Below are 13333 nucleotides of genomic sequence, written 5' to 3'. Positions count from 1 at the left end.
CCGGTGCCGCCGACTCCGGGGCGTGGGTTCTACCTCAACGACGGCTGGGACGCGGTCGCGGAGCACGAGTTCTCCTTCGGCCGGGTCGGTGACGAGGTGCTCGTGGGTGACTGGGACGGTGACGGGAGCGACTCGCTCGCGGTCCGTCGCGGGAACAGCTACTTCCTGTCCAACTCGCTGTACGGCGGGAACGCGGACGTCGAGCTCGACTACGGCCGGGCGAGCGACACGGTGCTCGTGGGTGACTGGGACGGTGACGGCGTGGACACCTTCGCCGTGCGCCGGGGGAACAGCTACTTCGTGTCCAACACCCTGGAGTCCGGGGACGCGGAGACCGAGCTGGACTACGGCCGCGCCCCCGACGCCGTCCTCGTGGGTGACTACGACGGCGACGCGATCGACACGTTCACGGTGCGTCGGGGGAACCGGTACTTCATCGCCAACTCGCTCACCGGTGGGAACGCGGACTCCGAGCTCGCCTACGGCCGGGCCACGGACGAGGTGTACGTCGGTGACTGGGACGGTGACGCGGTCGACACGTTCGCGGTGCGGCGTGGGATCACGTTCTTCGTCTCGAACTCGCTGACGTCCACGGTCGCCGAGATCGAGCAGGACTACGGCCGCTCCGGTGACGAGGTCTTCGTCGGCGACTGGGACGGCAACGGCACCGACACCGTCGGCATCCGCCGCTGACCCACCTCACCCGCCGGAACGTGAGGCGGATAGTCTGACCGTTCGCCGCTGACCGACACGTCTGTCGGCGGCCCAGGACAGGCACGGAGGCCCGGGACCCCATCAGGGGTTCCGGGCCTCCGTCGTGGATCACGGGACCACCCGGCCCCCGCACCGTGAGGAACGCCAGTGAACGACACGACCGCCGCGGGCACGACCGCCGCGAGCACGGCACCCGCGGGCCCCACCATCTGGCTCGTCGCCACGCTCGCGCTGCTCTCCGCGGTCTCCCCGCTGGCGACCGACATGTACCTGCCCGCCTTCCCTCAGATGCAGGACGACCTCGGGACCACGGCGGCCTCCGTCCAGCTCACCCTCACCGCGTTCATGGTGGGGCTCGCGCTCGGTCAGCTCGTCATCGGCCCTCTCTCCGACGCGCTCGGTCGGCGCGGGCCGCTGCTGATCGGCACGATCGTCTGCCTGGCGGCGAGCATCGCCTGCGTGCTCGCCCCGAACGTCACGGTTCTCGTCGTCATGCGCTTCGTCCAGGGCATGAGCGGCGCGGCCGGGATCGTCCTGTCCCGCGCGGTCATCACGGACATGACCCGCGGGGCACGCACCGCCCGGCTCATGAGCCTGATGATGGTGCTCGGCGGCCTCATGCCCGCGCTCGCCCCGAGCATCGGCGGCGGCATCCTCGCGGTCGGGGACTGGCGCACGATCTTCCTCGTGGTGTGCGCGCTCGTCGGCGTGATGGTGGTGCTCGTCGTCGTCGTGGTGCCCGAGTCCCTGCCCGCCGGGCGGCGCGGGTCCGGGGGCCTGCGCCGACTGGTGGTCGGTGCCGGCGAGGTCCTGCGCAACCGCACCTACCTCTTCGCCACCGGCGTCTTCACCCTCGGCTTCGCGGCGTTCTTCGGCTACATCTCGGCCTCGCCGTTCGTCCTGCAGAACATCCTCGGCCTGGGCGAGCTGCAGTACGCGGTCGTGTTCGGCGTCAACTCCCTCGGCATCATGGCCACGGGCGGCCTGGCGATGAGGCTCGCGGGTCGGGTGCCGATCCTGTCCGTCGTCGGCGTGGGGCTCGCCCTGCTCGCGGCCGGCGCCGTCGCGCTCCTCGTGCTCGCGCTCGTCGGCCCCACCCTCGTCCCGACGCTCGTCGCGATGTTCGTCGTCGCCGCCTCGATCGGGCTGTTCATGGGCAACTCGTCCGCGATCGCGATGCAGGCCCTGACCTCCTCGGCCGGGACCGGTTCGGCGGTCCTCGGCGCAGCCCAGTTCCTCCTCGCAGGACTCATCTCGCCGATCGTCGGTATCAACGGAGAGGACGACGCCGTGCCGATGGGGCTCGTCCTCGTCGTCGGATCGGCCCTCGCCTGGGTCTCCTACCTCGCGCTGCGCCGCGAGCCTGCCGGGTCGGACCGCACGACGACGAACCTCGCCTGACCGCTCCCGATCGCCCGGTGCCCGCGGGCGGACGTGGATGCGCCCCCGTCCGCGCGGGGGGTCGGGGCGCGGCCGTCGTGCGCGGGGCTCAGCCCAGGAGGCCGGGCAGCTCGTGCAGCGAGCTGATCCGCCAGCGCGCCCCGCCGTCGTCGAGATCGAGTCCCGGCGTGACGACCGCGGCGCTGTCGACGCCCGCCCCACGGGCGGCCTCGGCGTCGATCGGGCGGTCACCGACGGCGAGGCAGCCCGCCGGGTCCAGCCGGTGCCGGCCCAGCACCTCGGAGTACATCGTGGGGTCCGGCTTGCGCGGGAACCCGTCCGGCGCGCACAGGAGGTCGTCGACCTCGAGCCCGAGGCTCGTCAGGAGGCTCGTGGCGCTCGCCCGGTCGCGGTGCGTGACCACGAGGTTGAGGCCGCCGAGCGCACGGGCCGCGGCCATCGCCTCGCGCGCGCCGTCCATCACGGGCGGGGGAGTGCGCACCCAGCCGGCCTTGAGCTCGGACTGCGACTCCTCGAGCTCGGCGGCGTCGATGTCGTAGCGCCGTGCCAGCTCCTCGACGGCGACCCCGGTCGAACGCCTCGTCAGTGCCGCGACCTCGTCCGGAGTCACCTCACCCCCGTGGCGCCGGACGACCTCGACCATCGCGGCGTCGACCGCGGGGTAGGTGTCGACCAGGGTCCCGCCCATGTCCCAGACGATGTGTCGCCGCATGCGCCCAGTCTGCACGTGCGGACGGTTGCCCGGTGGTCGGGCACGACCCGCGCGACCGGCCCGACCGCCCGTACCGGCGCCCTCGGCACGCCCTGCCGGGTCCCGGTACGCTCTGCCGGGCCCGGCACCCTGCCGGCGGCCGCACGGATCCGTGCCGCTGCGCGCCCGGCGACCCGCCGGCGACCCTGGGCAGACGGCCGGTGCGGTGGTTGGATGACCGCATGGACACACCCTCGGGCGAGTCGCGGATCGTGCACGCCAGCGCGGAGGTCGCGGCGCCGGCCGCCGAGATCTTCGAGCTCATCGCCGTGCCCGCCAACCAGCCGCGCTGGGACGGCAACGACAACCTCGTGCGGTCGTCCCGGTCCGAGCAGGTCCGCGAGGTCGGCGAGGTCTTCGAGATGCTCAACACGAGCGGCAAGGTGCGCGCCAACACGATCTCCGAGCTCGAGCAGGACCGGCTCATCGCCTGGATGCCCGGCGGGGTCGGCGAGGAGCCCGCCGGGCACGTGTGGCGCTGGGAGCTCGAGGAGATCGGCGAGGGCCGCACGCTCGTCACCCACACCTACGACTGGACGCAGCTGCACGACGAACGCCGCCACGAGCGCGCACGCTCGACCACGAGCGCCAACCTCCTCGCCTCGATCGAACGGCTCAAGGCGCTCGCGGAGAGCTGACCCGCGAGCCGGCGCTGCGCGACCGTCCGGCTCAGAACACCGGCTTGCCGCCGGTGACGCCGAGGACGGCGGCGGAGACGTAGCTCGCCTCCTCCGGCGAGGCGAGGAACACGAAGGCGCCCGCCACCTCCGACGGCTGGCCCGCCCGTCCCAGCGGGGTGTCACCACCGAACGCCGGCATCGAGTCCGCGCCCTTGGTGGCGGGTTGGAGCGGCGTCCAGATGGGGCCGGGAGCCACCGCGTTGACGCGGATCCCGCGTTCGCCCAGCTCCTGCGCCAGGTTGACCGTGATGTTGGTGATCGCCGCCTTCGTCGACGCGTAGTCGATGAGGCTCACCGACGGGTCGTATGCCTGGATCGAGGCGCAGTTGATGATCGAGGATCCGCGGCCGAGATGCGGGAGGGCCTCCTGGGTGATCCAGAACAGCGCGTAGAGGTTGACCTTGACGATCGCGTCCATCTGCTCGGTGGTGACGTCCGCGATCCCGTTCTCGCGACGTGCCCACTGCGCCCCGGCGTTGTTGACGAGCACGTCGAGACCGCCGAGCCCCGCGACGGCGTCGCGCACCACCGTCCGGGCCGTCTCCTCGTCCCGGATGTCGCCCGGGACGAGAACGGCGCGTCGTCCCGCCCGTTCCACCCACGCCGCGGTGTCCTCGGCGTCGGCCTGCTCGTCGGGAAGGTAGGACAGCGCCACGTCGGCGCCCTCACGGGCGTAGGCGATCGCCACGGCGCGACCGATGCCGGAGTCGCCACCGGTGATGAGCGCACGGAGCCCGGCGAGCCGGCCGTTCCCGCGGTAGGACTCCTCCCCGTGGTCGGGTCGGGGCTCCATGGCGGCGGTGAGACCGGGCGGTTCCTGCTCCTGGGCGGGGAACCCGCCGTCCTCGCCGGCCAGCCGTGCGGCGTCGGTGCCCACTCGGTGGAGGTCGTTCTCGCTCATGTCTCCAGCCTCGCACCGGGGCGTCGGTCGCGCGAGTGGAGGCGGGTCGGTTCACCGGGTCGTCGGTCGGGCGAACGGAGGCGTGGATGGATCCGCCGAGCTGAACCGGACGCACCGCGGCCCCGACGCATCTGCGTCGGGGCCGCATGGCCGGCCCGTGGGCGGGCCGGGGCGATCGGGGGCGGATCAGCTCGCGGGGGCCAGCGACTTCTGGTCGTCGGCCGCGAGGTCCGGGGCGACCTGCTCGAGGATCGCGCGCTCGACGGCCGTGTCCGCGGCGCTCTCCTCGATCTCCAGCCCGATGGCGAGCTCGCTCACCAGCGGCACGAGGGCGTCGCGCATGAGCGTGCGCTCGCCGAAGGAGATGCCGGACTCCTCCTCGCGGCGGCGCAGGTCGCGGACGACCTCGGCCACCTTGACGAGGTCGCCGGACGCGACGCGGTCCTGCGCCGACTTCATGCGGCGGGACCACACCTTCTCGAACGGCAGCGAGTCGGCGACGAGGACGTCGAAGATCGCCTCGATGCGCGTGGTGTCCATGACGTCCCGGACCCCGACCTCGTCGAGCATGTCGACCGGGACCGCGACCGTGAGGTCCTGGCCGAGGACCTCGAGCCGCGCGTAGGAGATCTTTCGTCCCTTGACCGTCCTGCTGAACACCGAGTCGACGGTGCTCGGTCCGTGGTGGGGGTGGACGACGGTCTGACCGGGAACGACGGGCATGGATCTCCTCTGCTCGGGACGACCGGTCCGGCCGCCCGCTGGCGCGGCGGTCGTCCGGACGGCGGCGGATCGCTCGCGGCGCTCGTGCGGACATGGGCACAGACGGCTCGGTGAACCGTCCGAAACCTACGGACCTGCCGAACAATTATGGCACAGTGCCGCCGAAAATGCCAGTGTGATGTCGTCCGCTAACCGGTGACGAGGTTCGCGGCACACTCACTGGCAGGCTGGGGCCATGGCGGACGCGGAGATGTACATCGTCAACTACCGGTGGGCCGAGGCGGGACCGGAGCCGTGGGACGAGTCGTCGATCGTCACCCTGCGGGCGGACCTGGTCTCGTCCGAGGACGGCGACACGGTGTGGTCGGCGATCGAGGGGTGGTGGTCCGACTCGCTCGAGAGGACCGACGACGACGCGCCCACCGCGCACGAGGGTGGGTGCGTCGTCCCACGTCCGGAGCGTGCCGGGCCACGGATCGTCGTCCTGCTCCGCGCGCGCGGCGAGGCGGCGTTCGACGAGATCGCCAGGTTCGCCGCGTGGGTCCACCGGTTGGCGACCGTGGCCGAGCCCGCGGTGGCCATCACCTGGACCGAGCTCCCGCACACGAACGCCGGCGACGAGTCCCGGGCGCTGGAGATCCTGCACGGCCCGGCCGGACAGGCCGGCAGGGCCGGGTGAGCGTCGTCGTCGAGGGATGGGAGGCGGGCGCGACGATGCGGGACCTCCGACGGCGCCCCGGGGGTGTGCGCCGCCGTCGCCTCCCGCACGACGGCGGCAACCGGTCGGTGCGACGCCGTGTGAGCGACGCAACGATCAGGGCGTCGAACGGGCGACGACGCGCCGATAACGGTGACCTGCGACCGACCGCCCGGCCCGGCGATGCATCGAACAGCGCTGCATGTACTTACAGTGTGTGGCATGGCTAGACAGCGGACGTACGACGACACCCTGAGGGACCGCCTGATCGACGAGGCGGCCCAGGTGATCGCCGACCACGGGGTGCAGGCGCTCTCGGTCCGCGACGTCGCCATGCGCGCCGGGACCACGACCAACGCGATCTACACGTTCTTCGGCAGCCGTGGCTCGCTGGTGGCCGAGGTCGTGGCCAAGGCTGACGAGTCGTTCGTCGAGGCCCACCGGGTGGCCGCGGGCGAGGGGGCCGACCTCCTCGACCTGTACGCCATCGGCAAGGCATACGTCATGTGGGCGGTCGAGTACCCCACGATGTACGTCATCCTCACCGACCGTGCGGGCGCCCGGCTCGACCCGCCGCCGTGGGCGCCGCACATCGAGCACGGCGCCTCCGAGGACGGCGCGCCGATCGTGCGCACCGTGAGTCGGCTGATGGCCGAGGGCGTGCTCACCGCGGCCGACCCGGTGCTCGTCAGCACCTACCTGTGGGCCGGCGTGCACGGATACGTCGAGGTCAACCGACTGCTCGACGGCCAGGTCCCGGACGGGTACGACCTCGTCGAGTACCTCCACGCGCTCATCGCGCCCTGGGTGGCCACCGACGCCGACGGGAAGCCGGTCGTCGACCTCGACGAGATCGGCCGCGGGGTCTGACGAACGCGCCGACGTCGGTCGTCGACGTCCGGCGTCGAGCGCAGTCGGGCTCGTCGCCCGGGCCCGGGCGGGCCGGGGCAGGAGCCCCGGCGCGGGTCAGGCCAGCATGAGCAGGCTGAGCGCCATGACGGCCATGCCGGCGAGCAGTCCGTAGACCGACCAGTGGTGGTGCCCGTACGCCTCGGCGGTCGGGAGCAGCTCGTCGAGCGAGATGAACACCATCACCCCGGCGACGGCGGCCAGCGCGAGGCCCGTCACGGTCGGCGTGAGGAACGGCGCGAGCAGGCCGAACCCGATGAGGGCGCCCGCCGGCTCCGCGAGGCCGGCGAGGAACGCCCACCGGAGCGCGGTCCCGCGCGAGCCCGTCGCCCGTCGGATGGGCACCGCAACCGCGATCCCCTCGGGCACGTTGTGGATGGCGATCGCCACCGCCACCGGGATCCCGATCTCCGGGTTCTCCAGGGCGGTGATGAACGTGGCGAAGCCCTCGGGGAAGTTGTGCAGGCCGATCGCCACGGCGGTGAACGTGCCCATGCGCAGCAGCGCGGCCGCCTCCCGCTCCGCCGCGGTCCGTTCGACGGGCGGTACCTCGTGCGGGTTCGCGGCGCCCGGGACGAGGCGGTCGATGATCGCGATGACGGCGATGCCCCCGAAGAACCCGGCCGTGGTCGCCCACGCCCCCGGACCGTCTCCCAGCGCGCCGCCGAGCTCGGCCAGGGACCCGGGCAGGATCTCGACGAACGAGACGTAGATCATCACGCCCGCGGAGAAGCCGAGCGCCGCCGAGAGGAACCGGTCGGACATCGCGTGCCGGGACAGGGCGACCAGGGCGCCGACCGTCGTGGCCAGGCCCGCCCCCAGCGTGAGCAGGAACGCGAGCACCGCACCCTCGGGCACCGCCCACCTCCTCGTCGTCCTGCGGCCGTGCCGCCGTCGGGTCCCGGGAGCCGCTCGGCCCCGGCGCGGACGACCGCCCACCGGTCGCCCCGGTCAGGGTAGGTGGGGGAGCGGGGTGCGACGGACGGCGGCGCCCCCCCGTCGTCGCCCGCCGATAGGCTCGAGGCGGCACACCCGACCGACGAGGAGCAGCGTCATGTCCTACGACAACCCGTACGCGACGTCCGGCGGCCCCGAGCACGGCCGGGGGGACGGCGCACCCGGCTCCGACGAGCGCACCTTCGCAGTCATCGCGCACCTCTCGGCGCTCGCCGCCATCTTGCTCTCGGCCGGCTGGCTCACCTTCCTCGGCCCGCTCATCGTGTGGCTCGTCCTGCGTGAGCGGGGCCCGCTGGTGCGCGCGGCCTCTGCCGGAGCCTTCAACTTCGCGATCGGGATCACGATCCTCGGCATCGTCGCCTGGATCTGCTTCTTCACGCTCATCCTCATCCCGGTGGCGATCATCCTGTGGATCGTCGCGTTCGTCGCCCAGGTGTGGTGCTCGATCCGCGGCGCGATGGCGGCCTCCCGGGGCGAGCTCTACCGCTACCCGTTCCAGGTGCGGATCCTCGGCTGACCGGCGCCGCGCCGGGCGTCATCGGTCGCTCGGGGGCGGCTCGACGACCCCGGTTCCCGGTGTTCTCGCAAGTCAGGGGCGTTACGAGAACATAACGAAAGAAACTCAGATGTTCCCGGGATGCGCGCGCCGCTTCGCGAGCATGGTTACAGTGCGCCTCAACCGTGACGGACAACGACCCGTTCGCGCGGACAGACGGCTGGTCAGGCCACCCCCGTGGCCGTGACCACCATCCTGAGGAGGAACATTGAAGATCCGGCGCTTCACCGGGCTCGTCGCGGCTTCCGCCGCCACCGCCCTGGTCCTGGCAGCCTGCGGAGGATCGTCCGACGACGACAACGGCGGCGACGACGACGACACCTCGCAGACGGACGGCGCGGGCGGCGACTCGCCCGACGACGACCCCGACGCTCCCGGCGGCGACGCCGAGGGTCTCAACGAGTCGACGCAGATCAGCCTCGGCTGGAACCAGCACTTCTACGAGTACAACGGCAACACGGAGACCGGCAACGCGGCCTCGAACAACAACATCCTCCACCTGATGAACAACGGCTTCGCGTACTTCAACGAGGAGCTGGAGTTCGTGCCGAACGAGGAGTTCGGCACGATGGAGCTCGCCGACGACGGTGTGACGGCGACCTACACGATCGCCGACGGCGTCACGTGGTCCGACGGCACGCCGGTGAGCGCGGTCGACGTGCTCCTGCAGTGGGCCGCCACGTCCGGCCACCTCAACACCGTCGAGGCGGAGACGGACGAGGAGGGCGAGGTCACCAACCAGGACGAGCTCGACGCCGGCGTCTACTTCAACGGCACCTCGCCGACGGTGGCCTACTTCCAGCCCACCCCGGAGATCTCCGACGACTACACGACGCTCACCGCGACGCTGAGCGAGCCCTTCGCCGACTGGCAGTTCCAGCTCGCGTCCGGCTTCGTCCCGGCCCACGTGGTCGCCATGCGGGCCCTCGACATCGACGACCCGCAGGAGGCGCTCGACACGCTCGTCGAGGCGATCCAGACCAACGACACCGAGGTGCTCTCGCCCGTGTCCCAGTTCTGGAACGAGGGCTTCCAGTTCGACGGCGCGCTGCCGGACGACGAGCTGCTCTACCTCTCCAACGGCGCCTACCTCCTGACGGAGATCAGCGGCGAGGAGTACGTCGTGCTCACCGCCAACCCGGACTACACCGGTTCGCAGGCCGCCACCTTCGAGACGGTGACCGTGCGGTTCAACGGTGACCCGAACGCGCTCGTCGACGCCATGGAGAACCAGGAGATCGCGGTGGTCTCCCCGCAGGCGACCTCCGACCTCCTCACGCGCGTCGAGGGCCTCGGCGAGCCGTACTCCTTCACGCAGGAGGACACGGCGACCTACGAGCACATCGACCTCGCCCAGAACAACGAGGGCCCGTTCGACCCGGCCACCTACGGCGGCGACGCGGAGACCGCGCGCAACGTCCGCGAGGCCTTCCTCCGCGTCATCCCGCGTCAGGAGATCCTCGACCAGCTCGTCATCCCGCTCAACCCCGAGGCCGAGATCCGCAACAGCCAGACGCAGGTCCCGGGCTCGCCGAGCTACGACGAGATCGTCGAGGCCAACGGGATGACGTCCTACGACGAGCCCGACGTCGAGGCGGCCACGGCGCTCCTCGAGGAGGCCGGCGTCGAGACGCCGATCGAGGTCCGGTTCATGTACGACACGGCGAACAGCCGCCGGTCGAACACCTACCAGCTGCTCGCCTCGGCCTACGAGGAGTCCGGCCTGTTCACGCTCGTCGACGCGGGCTCGACCGACTGGGGCTCGCTCCTCGCGGACACCACCGTCTACGACGCGGCGCTGTTCGGCTGGCAGTCCACCTCGACGGGTGCGACCAACTCCCAGGCCAGCTTCTACACCGAGGGCATCAACAACTTCTACGGCTACTCGAACCCCGAGGTCGACGCGCTGTGGGACGAGATCGCCACGACCGTCGAGCCGGAGGACCAGGCTCCGCTCCTCGGTGAGATGGAGGCCCACCTCGTCAACGACGCGTTCGGCCTGGTGCTCTACCAGCACCCGGGTCTGACGGCGTGGAACAGCGACGTGGTCGAGGAGATCACGCCGATCACCATGGCGCCGACGATCTTCTGGAACTACTACGAGTGGACCCCGGGCGGCGCCGCCACGGCAAGCTGACCCAAGCCGTCACGCCTGACGGATCGACGAGAGGCGCCGGGACCCCGGTTCCGGCGCCTCTCGCGTGCCCGGAGGACACCCCAGCGCGCGTGCCTCAGGACACCCCGACGAACGTCGTTCGTCATCACAGAGCCGCGTGTAGGCTCCCAAGCCACGTGCCCCAGCGAGAAGGTCTCACCACATGATTCGGTTCCTGGTTCGGCGAACAGCCACCGGGCTCGTCGTCCTGCTCGTCTCGAGCTTCCTCATGTACGGCATGCTGTCGGTCTCGATCAACCCGCTGCAGGACCTCGAGGAGTCGACCGCCCCGAACAAGGCGCAGCTCATCGCCCAGCGGATCCAGGACCTCGAGCTCGACCGGCCGTGGATCGCGCGGTTCTGGGACTGGCTGACGGGCGTGGTCACCGGCGACCTCGGCGTGGCGTGGCGCAGCGGGCGTGAGGTCGAGTCCGTCATGGGCGACGCCCTCATCGACACGCTTCAGCTGGTCACCGCGGCGACGTTCCTCGCGATCTTCCTCGGCGTCGCGATCGGTATCGCCTCGGCGCTGCGGCAGTACTCGACCTTCGACTACGTCATCACGCTGGTCTCGTTCGTCCTGTTCTCGCTCCCCTCGTTCTGGGTGGCGGTGCTGCTCAAGCAGGGTGGCGCGATCTGGTTCAACACCTTCCTCGCCGACCCGACCCTCAGCTACACGACGATCATCGTCATCGGGGTGCTCACCGGACTCTTCTGGTCGCTCGCCGTGGGCGGCGACGTCCGCCGCCGCCTGACGGTCGGCGGCATCGCGGCCGCCGCGTCGATCGCCGTGTTCGCCTACCTGCAGGAGAGCGGGTGGTGGAGCGAGCCGCACATCTCCGGCGTCCTCTTCCTCCTCCTGTCGCTCGCCACGGCTCTCGTCATCACCCTGCTGACCACGGGCCTGTCGAACCGCCGCGCGCTGCTCACCGGCGTCGCCGTCGTCGTCGTCTTCCTGGCGCTCCACCGGTGGATCAGCCACGGGCTGTTCGTCGACCTCACCGACTCGATGACCTGGGGCATCATCGGCTTGTTCGTGCTCGGCGCCGTCGTCGTCGGCATGGCGGTCGGCGCGGCCTTCCGCGGGCCGGACTGGGTGCAGTCGATGCGCGTCGGCGGGATGACCGGCGGCATCGTCATGGTGTTCATCGTCATCGACCGCTGCATGCGCGCCTGGCCGGCCTACTTCAACGCCAACGCGATCAGCGGCCGGCCGATCGCCACGATGGGCTCGGACACGCCGAACCTCGGTGGCAACTTCTGGATCCAGGCGATCGACATGTACACCCACCTGATCCTGCCGACCCTCGTGCTCATGCTCATCTCGTTCGCCCAGTACACGCGCTACGCGCGCGGCTCGATGCTCGAGGTCCTCGGCCAGGACTACATGCGCACGGCACGCGCGAAGGGCCTCAACGAGCGGACCGTGATCATGCGGCACGGATTCCGCAACACCCTCATCCCGCTCGCGACGATCGCCCCGGTCGACGTCATCACCCTCTTCGGCGGCGCCATCATCACCGAGCAGATCTTCGGCCGTCCCGGGATGGGACGACTCTTCGTCGACTCCCTCAACGGCGCCGAGATGGATCCGCTCATGGCCTACATCGTGCTCACGGCGGCTCTCGCCGTGCTGGCGAACATCGTGGCCGACATGCTCTACGCCGCCCTCGACCCACGGATCAGGCTCAGCTGATGACTACTCCCCACACGCCCGAGACGCCCACCGGGGCGGACGAGTCGCGGTCCAGCCGCGAGGAGAACGAGCTCGAGCTCCGCGACGTCGCCGGCCTCACGCAGGGCCAGATCGTCCGGCGCCGGTTCTTCCGCCACGCCGGCGCCATGGTCTCGCTCGTCTACCTCGGACTCATCACCATCCTCGCCTTCACCTCCGTCGGCTTCCTCGGGATCGACGGCTGGTGGCAGTGGGGCGCGCGCGACCGCGACCCGGCCGGCAACGTCAACGAGCTCGGTGCCCCGACGCTCGAGCTGTTCCCCGACGGCGGCGGCCTCATCTCGATCGGCACGCACCCCTTCGGGCAGAACGAGATCGCCCAGGACCTGTTCGCGCAGGTGATGTACGGGATCCAGACCTCGCTGCTCGTCATGGCGATCATCGGCGTCATCGCCGCGGCGATCGGCGTGCTCGTCGGCGCGCTCTCGGGCTTCTTCCGCGGCTGGATCGACAACCTGCTCATGCGGATGACCGACCTCGTCATCACGGTGCCGACCGTCGTGCTCGGCGCGGTGCTCGGCACGCTGCTGGGCAACCCGCACACGATGGACCGGATCTACAGCATCCCGCTGTTCGGGACCGTGCTCGGGTGGATGTCCTTCCCCGTGCTCTTCGCGATCGTGCTCGGCCTCGTCCTGTGGACCGGCATGGCGCGACTCGTGCGCGGCGACTTCCTCGCCCTGCGCGAGCGTGAGTTCGTCGACGCCGCGCGGGTGGCGGGTGCCTCGAACTCGCGGATCATCTTCAAGCACATCCTCCCCAACGCCATCGGCGTGGTCATCGTCAACGCGACCCTGCTCATGGCGTCCGCCGTGCTGCTCGAGACGTCGCTGGCCTACCTCGGCTTCGGCATCCTGCCGCCCGACTACTCGCTGGGCTGGATCATCTCCGAGTACCAGGGGGCGTTCGCGACCCGCCCCTGGGCCTTCTGGTGGCCCGGCTTCTTCATCATCTCGATCGCCCTGTCGATCAACTTCATCGGCGACGGCCTGCGGGACGCGTTCGACCCGCGGCAGCGCCGCAAGCCCTCGGCCCGTGCGCTCCGCCGCGCCGAGCGCGGGGCCGCCGACCGCAAGGCCGAGCAGGTGGCCGCCGCGACGAGCGCCGGCTCCGCGGCCGGCACGGTCGACGACACGGACGACCGGCGATGACGG

At 71.1% G+C, this 13333-nt stretch carries 13 protein-coding genes; 9 read left to right on the top strand and 4 right to left on the bottom strand.

Annotated features, from left to right (window positions below; genetic code table 11):
- Window positions 1–693, top strand: a 693-nt coding sequence (locus ACPYO6_RS15425) for a hypothetical protein (RefSeq protein WP_425715665.1), incomplete at its 5' end; no start/stop codon positions are given.
- A 168-nt stretch (window positions 694–861) separates the two neighbouring features.
- Window positions 862–2115: a multidrug effflux MFS transporter gene (locus ACPYO6_RS15420; RefSeq protein ID WP_425715664.1), complete on the top strand. Its 1254-nt coding sequence runs from the start codon at window positions 862–864 to the stop codon at window positions 2113–2115.
- Between the two features lie 88 nt (window positions 2116–2203).
- On the opposite strand, the gene ACPYO6_RS15415 is transcribed toward ACPYO6_RS15420, so the two are convergent.
- A complete protein-coding gene (locus tag ACPYO6_RS15415) occupies window positions 2204–2827 on the bottom strand; it encodes an HAD family hydrolase (protein ID WP_425715663.1) in 624 nt (207 codons plus the stop codon).
- 221 nt (window positions 2828–3048) lie between these two features.
- Between ACPYO6_RS15415 and ACPYO6_RS15410 the strand changes: the two genes are divergently transcribed.
- Complete coding sequence (locus ACPYO6_RS15410) at window positions 3049–3504, top strand: SRPBCC family protein (protein ID WP_425715662.1); 456 nt, start codon at window positions 3049–3051, stop codon at window positions 3502–3504.
- A gap of 31 nt (window positions 3505–3535) precedes the next feature.
- On the opposite strand, the gene ACPYO6_RS15405 is transcribed toward ACPYO6_RS15410, so the two are convergent.
- Window positions 3536–4447, bottom strand: coding sequence for an SDR family oxidoreductase (locus ACPYO6_RS15405; RefSeq protein WP_425715661.1), 912 nt, complete (start codon window positions 4445–4447; stop codon window positions 3536–3538).
- A gap of 186 nt (window positions 4448–4633) precedes the next feature.
- Window positions 4634–5170, bottom strand: a complete 537-nt coding sequence (locus ACPYO6_RS15400) for a CarD family transcriptional regulator (RefSeq protein ID WP_425715660.1) — start codon at window positions 5168–5170, stop codon at window positions 4634–4636.
- Between the two features lie 235 nt (window positions 5171–5405).
- On the opposite strand from ACPYO6_RS15400, the gene ACPYO6_RS15395 reads away from it, so the two are divergent.
- Entirely contained in the window at window positions 5406–5849 is a 444-nt protein-coding gene (locus ACPYO6_RS15395) for a hypothetical protein (protein WP_425715659.1), read from the top strand.
- A gap of 240 nt (window positions 5850–6089) precedes the next feature.
- Window positions 6090–6737, top strand: coding sequence for a TetR/AcrR family transcriptional regulator (locus ACPYO6_RS15390; protein ID WP_425715658.1), 648 nt, complete (start codon window positions 6090–6092; stop codon window positions 6735–6737).
- A 96-nt stretch (window positions 6738–6833) separates the two neighbouring features.
- On the opposite strand, the gene zupT is transcribed toward ACPYO6_RS15390, so the two are convergent.
- Window positions 6834–7634 carry a zinc transporter ZupT gene (gene zupT, locus ACPYO6_RS15385; protein ID WP_425715657.1) on the bottom strand — a complete coding sequence of 267 codons (801 nt, stop codon included), beginning with the start codon at window positions 7632–7634 and terminating at the stop codon, window positions 6834–6836.
- A 196-nt stretch (window positions 7635–7830) separates the two neighbouring features.
- On the opposite strand from zupT, the gene ACPYO6_RS15380 reads away from it, so the two are divergent.
- The 4 genes from ACPYO6_RS15380 (at window position 7831) to ACPYO6_RS15365 (ending at window position 13330) form a co-directional block, all read left to right on the top strand.
- Window positions 7831–8250, top strand: a complete 420-nt coding sequence (locus tag ACPYO6_RS15380; RefSeq protein WP_425715656.1) for a DUF4870 domain-containing protein — start codon at window positions 7831–7833, stop codon at window positions 8248–8250.
- Between the two features lie 247 nt (window positions 8251–8497).
- Window positions 8498–10426, top strand: a complete 1929-nt coding sequence (locus ACPYO6_RS15375) for an ABC transporter substrate-binding protein (RefSeq protein ID WP_425715655.1) — start codon at window positions 8498–8500, stop codon at window positions 10424–10426.
- Between the two features lie 181 nt (window positions 10427–10607).
- Window positions 10608–12140 carry an ABC transporter permease gene (locus ACPYO6_RS15370; RefSeq protein ID WP_425715654.1) on the top strand — a complete coding sequence of 511 codons (1533 nt, stop codon included), beginning with the start codon at window positions 10608–10610 and terminating at the stop codon, window positions 12138–12140.
- Window positions 12140–13330 (top strand): ABC transporter permease, encoded by a 1191-nt coding sequence (locus tag ACPYO6_RS15365; protein ID WP_425715653.1) that lies wholly within the window; start codon window positions 12140–12142, stop codon window positions 13328–13330. Before ACPYO6_RS15370 ends, ACPYO6_RS15365 begins: the two co-directional genes overlap by 1 nt.
- The last annotated feature ends 3 nt before the right edge of the window (window positions 13331–13333 follow it).

Origin of the sequence: Georgenia sp. Z1344 (assembly GCF_049856295.1) — a bacterium.
Taxonomy (GTDB): Bacteria; Actinomycetota; Actinomycetes; order Actinomycetales; family Actinomycetaceae; genus JB111.
This window is presented reverse-complemented; position numbering and strand designations above follow the sequence as displayed.